The organism is Xenorhabdus thailandensis (assembly GCF_037996785.1).
Classification (GTDB): Bacteria; Pseudomonadota; Gammaproteobacteria; order Enterobacterales; family Enterobacteriaceae; genus Xenorhabdus; species Xenorhabdus griffiniae.
This window is the reverse complement of record NZ_JBBMXF010000007.1, coordinates 255022-272249: the sequence shown is the minus strand read 5'-3', so window position 1 is coordinate 272249 and position 17228 is coordinate 255022. Positions and strand designations below refer to the sequence as shown.

At 44.2% G+C, this 17228-nt stretch carries 15 protein-coding genes; 14 read left to right on the top strand and 1 reads right to left on the bottom strand.

Annotated elements, in window-relative coordinates:
• Window positions 1–13: 13 nt before the first annotated feature.
• Entirely contained in the window at window positions 14–1297 is a 1284-nt protein-coding gene (gene rhlB / locus AAC853_RS03730; RefSeq protein WP_340613730.1) for an ATP-dependent RNA helicase RhlB, read from the bottom strand.
• A 119-nt stretch (window positions 1298–1416) separates the two neighbouring features.
• Between rhlB and trxA the strand changes: the two genes are divergently transcribed.
• The 14 genes from trxA to wecG all read left to right on the top strand — a co-directional run bounded on the left by trxA (window position 1417) and on the right by wecG (window position 17050).
• Complete coding sequence (trxA, locus tag AAC853_RS03725; protein ID WP_099133093.1) at window positions 1417–1743, top strand: thioredoxin TrxA; 327 nt, start codon at window positions 1417–1419, stop codon at window positions 1741–1743.
• Between the two features lie 758 nt (window positions 1744–2501).
• Complete coding sequence (gene rho / locus AAC853_RS03720) at window positions 2502–3761, top strand: transcription termination factor Rho (RefSeq protein WP_338883703.1); 1260 nt, start codon at window positions 2502–2504, stop codon at window positions 3759–3761.
• A gap of 350 nt (window positions 3762–4111) precedes the next feature.
• Window positions 4112–5200: a UDP-N-acetylglucosamine--undecaprenyl-phosphate N-acetylglucosaminephosphotransferase gene (gene wecA, locus AAC853_RS03715; protein ID WP_338883701.1), complete on the top strand. Its 1089-nt coding sequence runs from the start codon at window positions 4112–4114 to the stop codon at window positions 5198–5200.
• A 29-nt stretch (window positions 5201–5229) separates the two neighbouring features.
• A complete protein-coding gene (gene wzzE, locus AAC853_RS03710) occupies window positions 5230–6300 on the top strand; it encodes an ECA polysaccharide chain length modulation protein (protein WP_340613729.1) in 1071 nt (356 codons plus the stop codon).
• A 71-nt stretch (window positions 6301–6371) separates the two neighbouring features.
• Entirely contained in the window at window positions 6372–7502 is a 1131-nt protein-coding gene (gene wecB, locus AAC853_RS03705) for a non-hydrolyzing UDP-N-acetylglucosamine 2-epimerase (protein ID WP_340613728.1), read from the top strand.
• Entirely contained in the window at window positions 7499–8761 is a 1263-nt protein-coding gene (wecC, locus tag AAC853_RS03700; protein WP_340613727.1) for a UDP-N-acetyl-D-mannosamine dehydrogenase, read from the top strand. Before wecB ends, wecC begins: the two co-directional genes overlap by 4 nt.
• Window positions 8758–9828 (top strand): dTDP-glucose 4,6-dehydratase, encoded by a 1071-nt coding sequence (rffG, locus tag AAC853_RS03695; protein ID WP_340613726.1) that lies wholly within the window; start codon window positions 8758–8760, stop codon window positions 9826–9828. The genes wecC and rffG overlap by 4 nt, the downstream gene beginning before the upstream one ends.
• A 17-nt stretch (window positions 9829–9845) precedes the next feature.
• Entirely contained in the window at window positions 9846–10727 is an 882-nt protein-coding gene (gene rfbA / locus AAC853_RS03690) for a glucose-1-phosphate thymidylyltransferase RfbA (RefSeq protein WP_189759390.1), read from the top strand.
• Entirely contained in the window at window positions 10705–11433 is a 729-nt protein-coding gene (rffC, locus tag AAC853_RS03685; RefSeq protein ID WP_340613725.1) for a dTDP-4-amino-4,6-dideoxy-D-galactose acyltransferase, read from the top strand. The genes rfbA and rffC overlap by 23 nt, the downstream gene beginning before the upstream one ends.
• Entirely contained in the window at window positions 11420–12550 is a 1131-nt protein-coding gene (rffA, locus tag AAC853_RS03680; RefSeq protein ID WP_340613724.1) for a dTDP-4-amino-4,6-dideoxygalactose transaminase, read from the top strand. The genes rffC and rffA overlap by 14 nt, the downstream gene beginning before the upstream one ends.
• Before the next feature lies 1 nt (window position 12551).
• Window positions 12552–13802: a lipid III flippase WzxE gene (gene wzxE, locus AAC853_RS03675; RefSeq protein WP_340613723.1), complete on the top strand. Its 1251-nt coding sequence runs from the start codon at window positions 12552–12554 to the stop codon at window positions 13800–13802.
• Window positions 13799–14896 (top strand): TDP-N-acetylfucosamine:lipid II N-acetylfucosaminyltransferase, encoded by a 1098-nt coding sequence (locus AAC853_RS03670; protein ID WP_340613722.1) that lies wholly within the window; start codon window positions 13799–13801, stop codon window positions 14894–14896. Before wzxE ends, AAC853_RS03670 begins: the two co-directional genes overlap by 4 nt.
• Window positions 14897–14898: 2 nt before the next feature.
• A complete protein-coding gene (wzyE, locus tag AAC853_RS03665) occupies window positions 14899–16326 on the top strand; it encodes an ECA oligosaccharide polymerase (RefSeq protein WP_338883688.1) in 1428 nt (475 codons plus the stop codon).
• Window positions 16313–17050 carry a lipopolysaccharide N-acetylmannosaminouronosyltransferase gene (gene wecG, locus AAC853_RS03660; protein WP_340613721.1) on the top strand — a complete coding sequence of 246 codons (738 nt, stop codon included), beginning with the start codon at window positions 16313–16315 and terminating at the stop codon, window positions 17048–17050. The genes wzyE and wecG overlap by 14 nt, the downstream gene beginning before the upstream one ends.
• Window positions 17051–17228 lie beyond the last annotated feature (178 nt).

Here is a 17228-nt window from a genome sequence, read left to right as displayed (position 1 = left end):
GTTATTTCAATTTTTAGCTTGGGCGTTTACTGTTACGTGTTGTATTGCCACGGCGTGGTATGCCGGTACGCCGAGGATGTCCCCCTGAGCGTGTGCGATTACGGCGCTTAGGTACTGGCAGATCTTTTAGTAATGCATCACTGTTATATTTGCTAACAGGTATCTGGTGCTGAATATATTCTTCAATGGCCGTTAAGTTCAGCGCGTATTCTTCACACGCCAGGCTGATGGAATGGCCGCTTTCTCCAGCACGGCCTGTCCGGCCAATCCGGTGAACATAATCTTCACAATCATCCGGTAGATCATAATTAAATACATGTGTCACCGATGGGATATGCAGACCACGGGCGGCAACATCTGTGGCAACCAGAATGTCCAGATTACCCAGGCTGAATTCTTCAAGAATACGCAGACGTTTTTTTTGTGCAACATCACCAGTCAGTAAACCAACTCGATGACCATCAGCAGCCAGATGGGCCCAGATATCTTCGCAACGGTGTTTGGTATTGGCAAAAATGATGCAGCGATCAGGCCATTCTTCTTCCAGCAGAGTCTGTAGCAGGCGCATTTTTTCTTCGTTGGAAGGATAAAATAGCTCTTCCTGAATGCGGTGTCCTGTCTTTTGCAGCGGTTCCACTTCCACATACTCAGGATTATTCATCTGCTCAAAAGCCAGTTCACGCACTCGATAAGAGAGAGTTGCGGAAAACAGCAAATTCATTCTTTCTGAGGCCGCAGGGAGTCGGCGGAACAACCAACGAATATCTTTGATAAAGCCTAGATCATACATGCGATCTGCTTCATCAAGTACCACAACTTGAATGGCACCAAGATGGATATGGCCCTGTTTTGCGTAATCGATCAAACGCCCTGTTGTGCCAATGACGATATCGACGCCAGCTTCCAAAACCTTAAGCTGTTTATCATAGCCATCGCCGCCGTAGGCAAGACCCATTCTCAACCCAGTGGCTTGTGCCAATTCTTCTGCGTCAGAGTAGATTTGCACCGCCAATTCACGGGTAGGTGCCATAATCAACGCTCTTGGCTGATTAGTTTTACGCTCTTTCTTTGCAGGATGAGTCAACAAGTAATTAAAAGTAGACGCCAAAAATGCCAGCGTCTTGCCCGTTCCGGTTTGTGCTTGCCCCGCAACATCTCGGCCTTCGACAGTTAAAGGCAATGTTAGCGCCTGTATCGGCGTGCAGTTGGAAAACCCCTTTTTCTCAAGGGCTTCTAAGACCTTGGGGTGCAATGCGAAGTCGGAAAACTTCTTTTCTGTCAAATGTGTTTTGCTCATAGTAAGGTAGAATATCAGTTAACTATTGCTTTAAGAAAGTGTATCCGTTGAAATAAAGACACCCTTATGTTGGTTAATGTACACTGACACTGTAAAAGATATTACTTTTGGAGCAAAAAATGAGTGCGAATATTATTTCTCTGACTGATGCTGGCTTTGGAAACGATGTTTTGAAAGCACAAGGTCCTGTTCTCGTTGAATTTTGGGCTGAATGGTGCGGTCCTTGTAAAATGATAGCCCCTATTCTGGATGAAATTGCTACAGAATACGAAGGAAAGCTGACAGTTGGCAAGCTGAACATTGATGATAATCCAGCAACAGCACCAGAATACGGTATTCGTGGTATTCCAACACTGATTCTGTTTAAAGGTGGTGAAAAGGTTGCAGTAAAAGTAGGTGCTTTGTCAAAAACTCAATTGAAAGAGTTTTTGGAACCACACCTCTAATTTAGAATCAGGTCACAGTAATTACGGACGTTTGGCGTATGAGATGATTTATCTCATTGACCGCTAGACGTCCGCTACGAAGCATGGTAAGTTAGCGGCCATATGCTTGTATGATGCTTAGTTTGAATAAATTCTTTATTCGGTATAAAGGCTTATTGATATAAAGAGTTGACATTAAGCATGTTACATACTAAATAATTTGTAGTGTCTGATAAATCTGTTATCTCTGGGTCACCTGAAGTATCTGATGACATATCGCATTTGGTAAAATTTCTGAGTCTATATACGATTAACCCAGTATATAGCTTAGTACACTCATAGCGTCCTAATGCTAACTATCTTTAAGCAGGGTGTTTTTATCCTAGGCATTTTTATGTCGAACCTTCTCCTTCTTGTGCTAGGTGTTAGGTCTAGAATTTGCTAACAGTGCTTATGTTAAAAAGACGTTTATGCTGAAAGATGTGTATGCTGAAATAGTGTCCACTGTTAAACTTTAATAGTGTTTGCACTGTAAAATTGTATCTATATTATAGATAGTTATAACATATGGTACATAGATAATTAGAAGATAGTTTTGACAGTTTGTCAGCCTTATTTTGAAATCAATCTGAGTACTTCAAACTTATTGCCTTGTAATGTAATTTAATATGTTAGCAGGTGTTATTCGTTTCTGGTACAAATAAACAGGCATCGATAATGCTGCCATACCATTCACGTTCATAGTTCGAGATATACCCCGAGTTAAAGAACCCACCATTATGAATCTTACCGAATTAAAGAATACGCCGGTATCTGAGTTGATTACTCTCGGCGAAAATATGGGGCTGGAAAACCTGGCTCGTATGCGTAAGCAGGACATCATTTTCTCTATTCTCAAACAGCATGCGAAAAGCGGAGAGGATATTTTCGGAGATGGTGTGCTGGAGATATTGCAGGATGGATTTGGTTTCCTCCGCTCCGCAGACAGCTCTTACCTTGCAGGTCCTGATGATATCTACGTTTCTCCTAGTCAAATCCGCCGCTTTAACCTCCGTACCGGTGACACCATTTCAGGGAAAATCCGCCCACCAAAAGAGGGTGAACGCTATTTTGCTCTGTTGAAAGTTAATGAAGTCAACTTTGACAAACCTGAAAATGCCCGCAGTAAGATCCTGTTTGAAAACCTGACTCCACTTCATGCTAACAACCGTTTGCGAATGGAGCGTGGTAATGGTTCAACTGAAGATTTGACAGCCCGTGTTCTGGATCTGGCCGCACCGATTGGCCGTGGTCAGCGTGGCCTGATTGTTGCCCCACCAAAAGCGGGTAAGACCATGCTACTGCAAAATATTGCGGCTAACATCGCTTATAATTATCCAGATTGTGTTTTGATGGTATTGCTGATTGATGAGCGTCCAGAAGAAGTCACCGAAATGCAGCGTCTGGTAAAAGGTGAAGTTATTGCTTCTACCTTTGATGAACCCGCTTCTCGCCATGTTCAAGTGGCTGAAATGGTGATCGAAAAAGCAAAACGTCTGGTTGAACACAAGAAAGACGTTATTATCCTGTTGGATTCTATCACCCGTCTGGCTCGTGCATATAACACTGTTGTTCCTGCTTCCGGTAAGGTCTTGACGGGTGGTGTGGACGCGAATGCTCTGCATCGTCCAAAACGTTTCTTTGGTGCCGCACGTAATGTTGAAGAAGGCGGTAGCCTGACCATCATTGCGACTGCGCTGGTTGATACTGGCTCCAAGATGGATGAAGTTATTTACGAAGAATTTAAAGGTACAGGTAACATGGAATTGCACCTGTCCCGTAAGATTGCTGAAAAACGCGTCTTTCCAGCCATTGATTACAACCGTTCTGGGACACGTAAAGAAGAGCTGCTCACTGCGCAGGATGAGCTACAGAAAATGTGGATCTTGCGTAAGATTATTCATCCGATGGGTGAAATTGATGCGATGGAATTTCTTATCAACAAACTGGCTATGACAAAAACAAATGAAGAGTTCTTCGACTTTATGAAACGCTCATAGTGTTTGTAAAATAGATAATTCCGTAGTGATCCGTAAATAAATAATATTTACTACCTAAGACGCCACAAAAAAGTGGCGTTTTTTTTTATCGATTACTTATTCTACTCTGTTTCCCCAAAATGGTCTATTTTTTGCATGGTTTTGGGGTGGTTAGATGCGTTTTTCTTAACTAACCATTTTATAATTATGAGTCATGCATGACAGGTCGTATGGTCCATTTTGAGTAATTTTATAAGTCAGGATGTCTTGTTTTGTTAACAGGAAACTTATGGATTTGGTGTCAAGTGGGACATCCATAAGTATATGAATAATAGATGCCCCATCATTAATTTTGATAGAGAGTTGTTATTGTGAATATTCCCAGTATGAGTATCGAAATTTTCTACGTATTTATATTCTCATTTGTATTTTTATTTGTAGCTCGTAAAGCAGCAAAAGAAATCGGTTTGGTTGATAAACCTAATTATCGTAAACGTCATCATGGTTTAGTTCCTTTGGTAGGGGGGATATCTGTTTTTTTTGGTGTTTGTTTCGCATTTGTTATTACAAAAGAGTTTATACCTCATAAGTGGTTGTATTTGGCTTGTGCGGGAATATTAGTGTTTATCGGTGCCTTAGATGACCGTTTTGATATTAGCGTGAAGATTCGGGCTACTATCCAGGCTTTGGTTGGTATCAGTATGATGTATTTTGCTGGCCTGAAGCTTAATAGCTTGGGACATACATTCGGACCATGGGAAATGACACTCGGGCCATTCAGCTACGTTGTGACACTATTTGCTGTTTGGGCCGCTATCAATGCTTTCAATATGGTGGATGGTATTGATGGGTTGCTGGGTGGTTTATCTTGTGTCTCTTTCGGTGCATTGGGTATTTTGTTGTACGAAAGTGGCAATACGGCATTAGCGTTTTGGTGTTTTGCATTTATAGCAGGGATATTGCCTTATATCCTCCTTAATCTTGGCATATTAGGAAAACGTTTCAGGGTATTTATGGGGGATGCAGGAAGTACTTTGATCGGTTTTACCATTATTTGGCTATTGACTGAAGCGACGCAAGGTGCAAATGCTTCTATTAGTCCTGTGACAGCATTATGGGTCATAGCGATCCCACTGATGGATATGGTTGCTATTATGTACCGTCGGTTGCGTAAGGGAATGAGCCCATTTTCTCCAGATCGTCAGCACATTCATCATTTAATTATGCGTTCTGGATTTACTTCCCGTCAGTCATTTATTTTGATTACTTTGTCTGCGGCTCTATTAGCATCAATTGGAATCATTGGAGAGAAGCTCAGTTTTGTTCCTGAGTGGATAATGTTGGCATTATTTTTGCTTGCATTTATTTTGTATGGCTATTGCATCAAAAGAGCGTGGAAAGTAGCTCGCTTTATTAAGCGGTGTAAACGCCGTATGAATCGGGCAGCAAGCCATCATTAAAAAATCGACAATCAAAGGGGTTTTGTGCAGTGATAATCTCAGAAACGAAATCTAAACAGGATCAACCTGCTATAGAGCATGAACTGGATATTCAGGCTTTGTGTTATGCTTTGTGGCATGGAAAGATATGGATTATCGCACTGGCAATCATTTTCGCTGCCGTCGCTCTGGGGGCATCTTATTTGATGCAACAAAAATGGAGCGCAACCGCTATTGTGGATTTACCAACAACAAATAATTTGGGTAGCTATTATTCGCAACAACAATTTTTGCGTAATTTAGATACCCATATCAATGCTTCGCCAGAAGCGCAATTACCGACCATTCCAGACGGTGCATACAAAGAATTCATGACGCAGGTTTCTGCGTATGATACCCGTCGTGAATTTTGGCTTCATTCTGAGTATTACAAACAACGTAAGGAAGGGCATGCCAAAGCGGATGCTGTATTGTTGGATGAATTAATCAACGATATTAAAATCATGCGCAGTGATGATAGAACATCATCAAATGACAGTATCAAATTGACAGCAGAAACTGCCATTGATGCCAATCAACTTCTGCGTCAGTATATTGCGTTTGCCAACCAACGGGCGAGCACTCACTTGAACAACGAAATCAAAGGGGCGTGGGCGACGCGGACTCAGTCAATGAAAGCGTTAGTGAAACGTCAGGAGATGGTGGCAAAGGCGATATATAATCGTGAATTGAATGTCTTGCAGCAGTCACTGAAAGTAGCTGATAAGCAAGGTATTCACCGTAATCAGACAAACATTCCTATCGAAGAACTGCCTGAATCCAAAATGTTTATGTTGGGTACATCATTATTGCAAGCCCAAATTGAAACTTTGGAAGCCACGGGTCCTGATTACAGCATCGATTATGATCAAAATATCGCGATGCTGGCTACATTAAATGTTGGTCCGACTTTGCAGGACGCTTTCCTAACTTACCGCTATCTTAGAACACCGGAAGAACCGGTTAACCGAGACAGTCCTCGCCGTGTTTTCATGATGATTTTATGGGGAGCTGTAGGCATGTTGATTGGCGCAGGTGTCGCGTTGGTAAGACGTCCTCGTCCCGATAGTTCATATAAGTAACTATAAACGATAGGTTTTTGATTCCCATTCTTGGAAGTATCTGCAATGATTGACAAAATAAGAGAGTCACTGTGAAAGTGTTGACTGTGTTTGGTACTCGGCCGGAGGCCATTAAAATGGCTCCGTTGGTACATGCGTTGGCTATGGATGCTGCCTTTGAAGCAAAAGTGTGTGTCACAGCTCAGCATCGGGAAATGCTGGATCAGGTATTGCATCTGTTTGGGATAACGCCGGATTTTGATCTGAATATCATGCAAAAAGGGCAGGATCTGACGGATATCACATGTCGTATCTTGCAAGGTATAAAGCCTGTATTAGAAGAATTCAAACCCGATGTGGTATTGGTGCATGGTGACACAACAACCACCATGGCAACGAGTCTGGCCGCTTTCTATCAGCATATTCCAGTAGGTCATGTTGAAGCTGGCTTAAGAACAGGGGATCTTTATTCTCCATGGCCGGAAGAAGCCAACCGTAAGATTGCTGGGCACTTGGCCATGTACCATTTTGCACCGACGGAAAACTCCCGGAATAATCTCTTAAAAGAATCCATTGCGGAAAACCGTATTTTTGTTACAGGCAATACGGTAATTGATACCCTGTTATCAGTGCGTGATCGCATCATGAATGATGAAGCCATGTATGGGCAGTTTAGCGAGCTTTATCCTTTCCTTAACCTAAATAGAAAAATGATCTTGGTAACAGGTCATCGTCGGGAAAATTTTGGTAAAGGGTTTGAGCGTATTTGTGAAGCATTGGCACAGATTGCCAGAACGCATCCTGATGTCCAGATAGTTTATCCGGTTCATTTGAATCCGAATGTCAGTGAACCTGTTAAGCGCATTTTGCATGACATTGATAACGTTGTCCTTATCAAACCACAGGATTATCTGCCCTTCGTCTATTTGATGAATCATGCCTATTTAATCTTGACCGACTCAGGGGGGATTCAGGAAGAAGCGCCTTCTCTGGGAAAACCGGTTTTAGTGATGCGTGATACCACTGAGCGACCTGAAGCGGTTGATGCGGGGACAGTACGACTGGTGGGAACAGGAACACAAACCATTGTTGCGGAAGTTACGCGTCTATTGACGGATGTTAACGCCTACCAAAAAATGAGCCATGCCCATAATCCTTATGGTGATGGCCGGGCTTGCCAGCGAATTCTTGATGCATTAAGAAAAAATCAGGTGACATTATGAGTTTTGAAGCAATTTCTGTTATCGGTCTGGGTTATATCGGTTTACCTACCGCAGCGGCATTCGCCTCCCGACAAAAGAGGGTGATTGGCGTGGATGTTAATCAACATGCGGTAGAGACGATTAACCGTGGTTCGATTCATATCGTTGAACCTGATTTAGATAAGATAGTAAAAATTGCGGTAGAAGAAGGCTTTTTGAAAGCCGTGACGGTTCCACAAGCTGCGGATGCTTTTTTGATTGCTGTTCCGACGCCCTTCAAAGGGGAGCATGAACCCGATATGGCCTATGTGCGTTCTGCGGCGGAATCAATAGCACCCGTCTTGAAAAAAGGCGATTTGGTTATTTTGGAATCCACTTCTCCTGTTGGTGCGACAGAGCAGATGGCTGAATGGTTAGCCGCGGTACGTCCAGATCTTTCATTCCCTCAACAAGCGGGTGAACACTCAGATATCGATATCGCCTATTGCCCTGAGCGTGTTTTGCCGGGGCAAGTGATGGTGGAGTTGATCAAAAATGATCGTGTCGTAGGGGGCATGACAGCCAAGTCTTCCCGCAGGGCGAGTGAGTTGTACAATATTTTCCTTGAAGGTGAATGTGTTATCACCAATGCCAGAACAGCGGAAATGTGCAAGCTGACAGAGAACAGTTTCCGAGATGTTAATATCGCTTTTGCCAACGAACTTTCCTTGATCTGTGCCGAACAGGGAATCAATGTGTGGGAGTTGATTAGTCTGGCAAACCGCCATCCACGTGTAAATATTTTGCAACCTGGCCCTGGTGTAGGGGGACATTGCATTGCTGTCGATCCGTGGTTCATCGTATCCCAGAACCCTGAGCAGTCCCGTTTAATTCATACTGCGCGTTTGGTGAATGATGGCAAGCCGCTGTGGGTTGTGGATCAAGTGAAAGCCGCAGTTGCTGACTGTTTAGCTGAAAGTGGCAAACGGGCAAATGAAATTAAAATTGCCTGTTTTGGCTTGGCCTTCAAGCCAAACATTGATGATTTGCGGGAAAGCCCAGCCGTTTATATTACAAAAATGGTTTCGCAGTGGCATGTAGGGCAAACTATCGCGGTTGAACCCAATGTGCATGAGCTGCCTAATTTACTGAAAGATAAGGTGGAATTGATGGATGTCAATCAGGCATTAGAAGAAGCGGATGTTGTCTTGATGCTGGTGGATCATAGCCAGTTTAAAGCCATTCATGGTTCTGCCATAAAACAAAAATGGGTTGTTGATACAAAAGGAGTTTGGCGTTGAAACGTATTCTTATTACAGGTGGTGCAGGTTTTATCGGTTCTGCGGTTGTGCGCCACATTATTAATCAAACTGAAGATAGTGTCGTTGTCGTTGATAGCCTGACTTATGCTGGTAATCTTGAATCACTGGCTCCCGTTGCCAAGCATCCCCGCTATGCGTTTGAGCAGGTTGATATCCGCCAGCGTGATGCTTTAGATCGTGTATTCCAGCAATATCAACCGGATGCTGTCATGCATTTGGCCGCAGAAAGCCATGTCGACCGTTCCATTGATGGGCCGGCCGCTTTTATCGAAACCAATATCATCGGCACTTATACTTTGTTGGAAGCGGCTCGTGCATTTTGGCAACAGTTGGATCAGGAAAAACAAGCCCAATTCCGCTTCCACCATATTTCAACAGACGAAGTATATGGCGATTTGCACGGTGAAGATGGTTTCTTTACGGAAACCACACCTTACGCGCCAAGCAGCCCTTATTCTGCATCAAAAGCGTCCAGCGATCATCTGGTTAGGGCATGGCGCCGTACTTATGGCTTACCGACCGTGATCACCAATTGTTCAAATAACTATGGTCCTTATCATTTCCCTGAGAAATTGATCCCATTGGTAATTCTGAATGGGCTGGCAGGCAAGCCTTTGCCGGTTTATGGCAAGGGAGAGCAAATCCGTGATTGGCTCTATGTGGAGGATCATGCGCGGGCGTTGCACTTGGTGGTCACCAAGGCGGAGCCTGGCAAAACCTACAACATCGGTGGACATAATGAACGCCGAAATATCGAAGTTGTGGAAACAATTTGTGAATTACTGGAGGAGCTGCGCCCCGAAAAACCTGCTGGGGTAGAACATTATCGCGATCTTATTACTCACGTAACGGATCGCCCAGGGCATGATATGCGTTATGCAATTGATGCAGCGAAAATTGAGCGTGAATTAGGGTGGACTCCTGAAGAAACGTTCGAATCCGGCATTCGCAAGACTGTGCAATGGTATCTGGAAAATGAGAAGTGGTGGAAAAGAGTTCAGGATGGCTCTTATACAGGGGAACGACTTGGGTTAGGAAATAAATAAGCCTATCGGGGGAACAGATGAAAGGAATTATACTGGCTGGGGGTTCTGGCACCCGTTTGTATCCAATAACACGTGGCGTATCAAAGCAGCTATTACCGATTTATGACAAGCCGATGATTTATTATCCGCTGTCAGTGTTAATGCTGTCGGGCATACGCGATATCCTGATCATCTCGACACCGGAAGATTTACCCGCTTTTAAACGATTATTAGGCAGTGGTGAACAATTTGGTATCCACCTTAGTTATGCCGAACAGCCTTCACCTGATGGCCTGGCGCAGGCATTTCTGATTGGCGAAGAATTTATCGGCAATGATGCTTGCTGTCTGGTATTGGGTGACAATATCTTTTTTGGTCAAGCATTTAGCCCGAAACTGCAACATGTCGCCGGCCGAAAAACAGGGGCGACAGTATTCGGTTACCAAGTGATGGATCCTGAACGATTTGGTGTCGTGGAATTTGACGAGCAGTATCGGGTACTTTCCATAGAAGAAAAACCTGTACGGCCTAAATCCAATTGGGCGGTGACTGGTCTCTATTTTTACGACAACAAAGTCGTGGATTTCGCCAGACAAGTAAAACCGTCTCCGCGTGGGGAACTGGAAATCACCAGTATCAACCAGATGTATCTGGAATGCGGTGAATTGAATGTTGAATTATTGGGGCGTGGTTTTGCCTGGTTGGATACAGGGACGCATGACAGCCTGATTGAAGCCAGCACTTTTGTTCAGACCGTCGAAAAACGGCAAGGCTTTAAGATTGCTTGTCTGGAAGAGATCGCATGGCGTAATGGTTGGCTCAGTGAGGAGCAATTGAAAATAGCGGCCACGGATTTGGCGAAAACAGGTTACGGCAACTATCTGATGGATTTGCTCAATGTCTATTCACGCCAACCTTGAACCTTTGGTCTGGGAAAGCCAGTTTTTTGATTTATCTACGGCTCGCCTGAATTTTTCGGCGGAAGCGGCAGTGTTGACGGTTGCTGATTTGGACCAATATGCATTGGTACAAGCCAAAGTGTCGGCCCAGCAAACGGACATTATCGATGGGCTTTCTGCCTTCGGATTTTCACTGGTTGAAGGTGAGGTTGATTTACGGTTATCGGTTGAGGCGGGAGATATTCCTGGCATTCATACGGGAAGAACAGCTATTTCGGCAAAACAAGAAAATATCCCTGTATTGAAGGCTGTTGCAGTGCGTGCATTTACCGCCAGTCGCTTCCGTGCACCCTGGTATCAACAGGATGACAGTGGCAGGTTCTATGCTGCTTGGGTTGAAAAAGCTGTTTTAGGTACATTTGATCATGAATGCCTGCTTATCCATGATGAACGAGGTCAAATAGCGGGCTTTGTCACCTTAAGGGACATAGGTAACAGCGAAGCACGCATTGGCTTACTGGCTGCTGTACCGGGCAATTATCATCAAGGGATTGGCAAAACATTAATGTCGGCGGCGCAACAGTGGTGTCATAACCATCAGATACAATGGCTGAGAGTGGCTACGCAAATAAGTAATATCGCTGCGTTGTGTCTTTATACACGTCGTGGTGCCATCATTGAAAGCACCGCATATTGGTTATACAGAGGACGAAATGATTCCATTTAATAAACCACCGGTGGTCGGCACTGAACTTGAATACATGCAACAGGCGATGGCTAGCGGTAAGTTGTGTGGTGATGGAGAATTTACCAAACGTTGTGAAGCGTGGATGGAACAGCGTTTTAATTGCCCGAAGGTATTACTGACACCCTCTTGTACAGCTTCACTGGAAATGGCGGCAATATTGTTGGATATCCAGCCAGGTGATGAAGTCATCATGCCGAGCTACACCTTTGTTTCGACTTCCAATGCTTTTGTTCTGCGTGGTGCAACTATTGTGTTCGTGGATATTCGTCCTGATACCATGAACATTGATGAGAACAAAATTGAAGCAGCCATTACAGAAAAGACCCGTGTTATCGTACCCGTGCATTATGCGGGTGTAGCCTGTGAAATGGATACCATCATGGCACTGGCAAAAAAATATAACCTGTATGTAGTAGAAGATGCCGCACAGGGCGTCATGTCTACCTATAAAGGCCGTGCATTAGGCACAATTGGACATATTGGCTGTTTTAGCTTTCATGAAACCAAAAATTATTCAGCCGGTGGTGAAGGTGGGGCAACATTAATCAATGATAGTTCCATGATTGCCCGCGCCGAAATCATTCGGGAGAAAGGCACTAACCGCAGTCAATTCTTCCGCGGACAGGTCGACAAATACACATGGCGTGATATCGGTTCCAGCTATCTGTTGTCTGATTTGCAAGCGGCTTACCTGTGGGCACAACTGGAACTTGCTGAAAAAATTAACCAGCGTCGTCTGACCTTGTGGGATAACTACTATCAATCCCTGAAACCATTAGCAGACGCGGGGCATTTAGCTTTGCCAATTGTCCCGGAAGGCTTGGAACACAATGCCCATATGTTCTATATCAAGCTCAAAGATGTAGAAGAGCGTGGTGCATTCAATAGTTACATGAAAGAGAATGGTATCCTGAGCGTATTCCACTACGTGGCATTGCATACCAGCCCAGCGGGGGAGAAATGTGGCCGTTTCCACGGCGAAGATCGCTTTACCACCCGCGAAAGTGACCGCTTAGTTCGCTTACCGATGTTCTACAACATCACTGATACAGAACAGCAAATCGTTATCGATCGTATCAAGGAATTTTTCGCCTGATATGTCACTTGCTAAAGCTTCTATTTGGACAGCGGGCTCCACATTGATCAAGATCGGTGTGGGGTTGCTGGTCATTAAACTTCTGGCGGTATCTTTTGGTCCAACAGGTGTTGGGCAAGCAGGTAATTTTCGCCAGCTCATTACTGTATTAGGTGTGCTCTCTGGGGCAGGGATTTTTAATGGTGTTACTAAATATGTGGCGGAACATCATCAGCAACCGGAAAGGCTCAGGGCAGTATTAGGCACATCGTCCTTGATAATTTTGGGTTTTTCGACCTCACTGGCAGTGATCTTCCTTTTGTTCAGTGAAATTATCAGTATTGGCCTATTTGGTCACACCCATTACAAAACTGTTGTGCAGGCGCTCGCATTTATTCAAATGGGTATCGCTTACGCCAACTATTTTCTGGCAATCCTGAAAGGGTTCAGAGATGCTAAAGGAAATGCGTCAGCCATTATTTTAGGCAGTCTGACAGGCGTGTTGGCTTATAGCCTCTGTTATTGGCTGGGAGGCTACGAAGGGGCATTGGCAGGCTTGGCATTGGTGCCTGCATTGGTGGTTTTACCTGCCGGCATGATGATACTGCATCGCAAGGTGATTACATTTTCTGCCTTGAAACCTATGTGGGATCGTGCGATTGCCAGCCATCTGGGGAAATTTACCCTTATGGCGTTGCTAACTTCCATTACATTGCCCGTTGCATATGTCATGATGCGAAATTTGCTGGCAGCGCGTTATAGCTGGGAAGAGGTCGGGATTTGGCAGGGGGTAAGCAGTATTTCGGATGCTTATTTACAATTTATTACCGCCTCCTTCACTGTCTATCTATTGCCGACCCTTTCGCGTCTGGAGAGTAAGCAAGCAATTACCAGTGAGATTGTGAAAGCGCTGAAATTTGTCTTGCCTGCTGTGGTTGCTGCCAGTTTCTCTGTTTGGTTGTTGCGTGATTTTGTGATTTGGCTGTTATTTTCAGACAAATTCATCGCCATGCGGGAACTGTTTGCGTGGCAATTAGTGGGCGATGTGTTGAAAGTTGGCGCTTATGTTTTTGGATATCTGGTGATAGCGAAAGCTGCACTGCGTTTTTATATATTGACTGAAGTGAGCCAGTTCCTTTTACTGACAGGTTTTTCTCATTGGCTGATACCGGTAAATGGGGCATTGGGTGCTGCCCAGTCATATATGGTAACTTACATTGTTTATTTCATTCTTTGTTGTAGCGTATTTATTATTTATCGCAGGCGAGCATGACAACCCTAATTCACGTTTTGGGATCGGATATCCCACATCACAATCAAACGTTACTACGTTTCTTTAATGACGTCTTGGCACAGGAAATACATTTTTCCGCCAAACCGTGTTTTATGGTGGTGTCTAAAGACCACACATGGCTATCGAACTACCCTAATTTGGCTATTTCTCTTTATAACAGCAAATCCACTTTGTCGCAGGCGGTGATAGAGAAAGCGCAAGCAAATAGAACCGTCCGCTTCTTTTTCCACGGGCAGTTTAATGCTGCTTTGTGGTTGGCATTATTAATTGGCAAAATTCAGCGACACCAATTCTTCTGGCATGTTTGGGGCGCTGATCTCTATGAAGAATCCCGCCAACTGAAATTCCGTTTGTTCTATCTGATTCGTCGTTTGGCACAAAAGCGGGTGGGGCATATTTTCGCTACGCGCGGTGATCTGCGGCACTTTTTTCAGGATAATTCGTGTTCAAGTCGGGTCAAACCTGATGTGCCATCATCATTGCTCTATTTCCCAACTCGGATGGAGCCTGCATTGACAGTGACAGAGAAAGCGTGCTCACCGCAAGGAATTACCATCTTATTGGGCAATTCAGGGGATCAGTCCAACCGTCATATTGAAGCCTTACAGAAGATCCACCACCAATTTGGTAATGAGGCTAGGGTGCTAATCCCAATGGGCTATCCTGATAATAACCAAGCCTATATCCAGAGCGTGGAGCAAACTGCGTTGTCGTTATTTCCAGCGCAAAATATCCGTATCTTAAAAGATCAAATAGCCTTTGATGAATATTTGTCATTGTTACGCCAATGCGACTTAGGTTATTTCATTTTCAAACGTCAGCAAGGAATTGGAACACTCTGTTTGCTGATTCAATTTGGTATTCCGTTTGTTTTGAGCCGTCAAAATCCATTCTGGCATGATTTAACGGAACAGCAGATCCCTGTTCTGTTTGACGGTGATGAACTCAATAAACACTGGGTGCAGGAAGCACAGCGCCAGATGCTATCCCTCGATAAAAAGGCGATTGCTTTTTTTGATCCCCATTTCATTGAGGGGTGGAAAACCGCCCTGTCGGCAGCATCTGGAGAGTAGCAATGACTTTGACACAATTCGGTGGGCTTTTTGTTGTTTACGTGATTTCGGTGGCCTTTATCCTGACCTTGACGTATCAGGAGTTTCAGCGTGTCCGTTTTAACTTTAATGTTTTTTTCTCATTGTTATATCTGCTGACATTCTATTTTGGCTTTCCACTGACTAGCTTGTTGGTATTTCAGTTTAATGTGGAAGTAGTGCCGGTAGATTCATTATTACATGCGATGTTGGCGTCTGGTTGTTTTTATGCCATTTACTATGTTGCTTATAAAACACGCCTCACTTATAAGATACGGCCAAACGATAATATCAGACCTGAAAACTTAGCGGTGACTGTACCGCGTAATCCCCTATTTACGATGAATCGGGTAGAAACTAATTTGACGTGGTTACTACTTGCTGGCGTTGCTATCGTTACGGTAGGTTCGTTCTTTATGCAAAATGGTTTTTTGTTGTTTAAGTTACAGTCCTATAGCCAGATATTTTCCAGCCAGGTTTCCGGCGTGGCGCTCAAGCGATTCTTTTATTTCTTTATTCCTGCCATGCTAGTGGTCTTTTTTCTGAAACCGACCAAAGTACGATGGCTGTGTTTTTTAGTAGGAACGGTGGGATTTGGCATCCTGACATATGTGATCGTTGGTGGAACGCGGGCTAACATCATTATCGCATTTGCATTGTTCCTGTTTATCGGGATTGTTCGCGGTTGGATCACGCTGTGGATGTTGTTTACTGCGGGTGCGATGGGAATTGTCGGTATGTTCTGGCTGGCGTTGAAGCGCTACAGCTTGGATGTAAGCGGGGCAGAGGCATTTTATACTTTCCTGTATCTCACGCGAGATACTTTCTCGCCGTGGGAAAATTTGGCCTTGTTATTGGATAATTACAGCAAAATCGATTTTCAAGGATTGGCACCGATTATCCGTGATTTTTATGTCTTTATTCCTAGCTGGGTATGGCCGGACAGACCCAATTTGGTCTGGAACACCGCTAACTATTTTACGTGGGATGTATTAGATAACCACTCTGGTCTTGCGATATCCCCAACACTGATTGGTTCTCTTGTGGTGATGGGGGGGGTATTCTTTATCCCTCTGGGAGCGATCGCAGTCGGTTTTATTATTAAATGGTTTGACTGGATTTATGAAGCAGGAAAACAGGAAAGTAATCGCTATAAGGCAGCAATTTTGCAGGCTTTCTGCTTTGGTGCCATCTTTAACATGATTGTGTTGGCCCGTGAAGGTGTAGATTCTTTTGTTTCTCGGGTGGTGTTCTTTTGTGTTGTTTTTGGCCTATGTCTGGTTGCGGCGAAGTTGCTGTATTGGCTGTTTGAAAGTGCTGGGCTGATTCGAAAATTTATGGTTAATAATTTGGCAGCCTCGCGAAAAGCATCTGTTGTTTTGGATGTAAGGAAAAAAAATGGCGTTGAATAATATTCCCAAATACCGCATTCGTGGTCTCAGCATCTGGGGATTCCGCGGTATGTCGCATTTCCTCGACTACCTTTTTCTGGCTGAGCAGGTGAAAACAGGTACATTGATTGCGATTAACGCAGAAAAAGTGCTCACGGCGGAGAAAGACAATGCGCTGAATGCATTACTGGATGAAGCCGAATATTTATACGCAGATGGTATTAGCATCGTACGCGCCATTCGTCGTAAATACCCTGATGCGAATGTATCGCGTATTGCGGGTGCTGATTTATGGGAAGCCCTGATGGAACGGGCAGGACGTGAAGGTACACCGGTCTTTCTGGTTGGTGGAAAACCCGATATCCTGGCACAGACCGAGAACAAACTGCGTACCCAATGGAATGTCAATATTGTGGGCAGCCAGGATGGATATTTTACACCCGATATGCGTGATGAAGTATTTGAGCGGATTTGTGCCAGTGGTGCTGCGATCATTACTGTTGCGATGGGATCACCCAAACAGGAAATCTTTATGCGTGACTGCCGCAAGGTACATCCAGATGCACTGTATATGGGGATTGGAGGAACCTATGATGCCTTTACTGGTCACGTTAAACGTGCACCGAAAGTCTGGCAGGATCTGGGCTTGGAATGGTTGTATCGCTTACTCTCTCAGCCAAGCAGAATTCGTAGACAGATAAAGCTATTGAGATTCCTTGGTTATTATTACGGTGGCAAGCTCTAATCCCGAAATTTCTCTGTTTTGCCTGCTGTATTGCGCATATGCAGCAGGTTTTGCCTTATTGTATTACTGTCTTTGGGTTGAACAATGGCTTGTTGTTTGACTGCTTGTTTTTAAATCCCCATGTTCGCAATCTTCAATTTTATCATTTTTTTATTTCACTGATTGGCAAAACGTGTTT

Coding starts and splice junctions, on each gene's coding strand:
- rhlB (WP_340613730.1), bottom strand. CDS start 1,297: ATGAGCAAAACACATTTGACAGAAAAGAAGTTTTCCGACTTCGCATTG.
- trxA (WP_099133093.1), top strand. CDS start 1,417: ATGAGTGCGAATATTATTTCTCTGACTGATGCTGGCTTTGGAAACGAT.
- rho (WP_338883703.1), top strand. CDS start 2,502: ATGAATCTTACCGAATTAAAGAATACGCCGGTATCTGAGTTGATTACT.
- wecC (WP_340613727.1), top strand. CDS start 7,499: ATGAGTTTTGAAGCAATTTCTGTTATCGGTCTGGGTTATATCGGTTTA.
- rfbA (WP_189759390.1), top strand. CDS start 9,846: ATGAAAGGAATTATACTGGCTGGGGGTTCTGGCACCCGTTTGTATCCA.
- rffC (WP_340613725.1), top strand. CDS start 10,705: ATGTCTATTCACGCCAACCTTGAACCTTTGGTCTGGGAAAGCCAGTTT.
- rffA (WP_340613724.1), top strand. CDS start 11,420: ATGATTCCATTTAATAAACCACCGGTGGTCGGCACTGAACTTGAATAC.
- wzxE (WP_340613723.1), top strand. CDS start 12,552: ATGTCACTTGCTAAAGCTTCTATTTGGACAGCGGGCTCCACATTGATC.
- AAC853_RS03670 (WP_340613722.1), top strand. CDS start 13,799: ATGACAACCCTAATTCACGTTTTGGGATCGGATATCCCACATCACAAT.
- wzyE (WP_338883688.1), top strand. CDS start 14,899: ATGACTTTGACACAATTCGGTGGGCTTTTTGTTGTTTACGTGATTTCG.
- wecG (WP_340613721.1), top strand. CDS start 16,313: ATGGCGTTGAATAATATTCCCAAATACCGCATTCGTGGTCTCAGCATC.